The organism is Mesorhizobium sp. M2A.F.Ca.ET.067.02.1.1 (assembly GCF_004023285.1).
Taxonomy (GTDB): domain Bacteria; phylum Pseudomonadota; class Alphaproteobacteria; order Rhizobiales; family Rhizobiaceae; genus Mesorhizobium.
The window spans coordinates 1-518 of the sequence record NZ_RZSB01001394.1 but is presented as its reverse complement, the minus strand read 5'-3'; the positions used below and the strand labels follow the sequence as shown (position 1 = coordinate 518).

Sequence of the window (518 nt, the reverse complement as noted above, 5' to 3'; positions counted from 1 at the left end):
CACCTCTTCTGACTTCACCAATGCTGTGACAGCCGGCGCCACCGACGAGTTCGCCCGCGCCGGCATCCCGATCGCGGTCAAGACCGACGCGCAGTTCGACGCCGCCCGCCAGCGCAGCGACATCGAGACCGCTTTAGCCGCCAAGCCAAACGTCATCCTGGCGCTGCCGCTCGACCCGGTCACCTCCGCCGAAGCCTTCCGCCAGGCCGTCAAGGACGGCGTCAAGCTGGTGTTCCTGTCGAACCTGCCCAAGGACTACAAGCAAGGCACGGACTATGCCTCGATCGTCACCGACGATCTCTACCAGATGGGCAAGCAGGCGGCCGACGCCATGGCCAAGGCCATCGGTGGCAAGGGCAAGGTTGGCTATATCTTCCACGATGCCAACTATTACGTCACCAACCAGCGCGACCAGTCCTTCAAGAAAACCATCGAGAAGGACTATCCCGACATCAAGATCGTCGCCGAACAGGGCATCTCAGACCCGGCCCGGGCCGAGGAACTGGCCAATGCCATGC

Annotated in this window: 1 protein-coding gene; it reads left to right on the top strand. The window is 62.7% G+C overall.

Features of this window, described 5'->3' with window-relative positions; all coding sequences use genetic code 11:
- The coding region (locus EOA28_RS38005) for a substrate-binding domain-containing protein (protein ID WP_210214998.1) at nt 1-518 on the top strand (518 nt) is incomplete at both ends.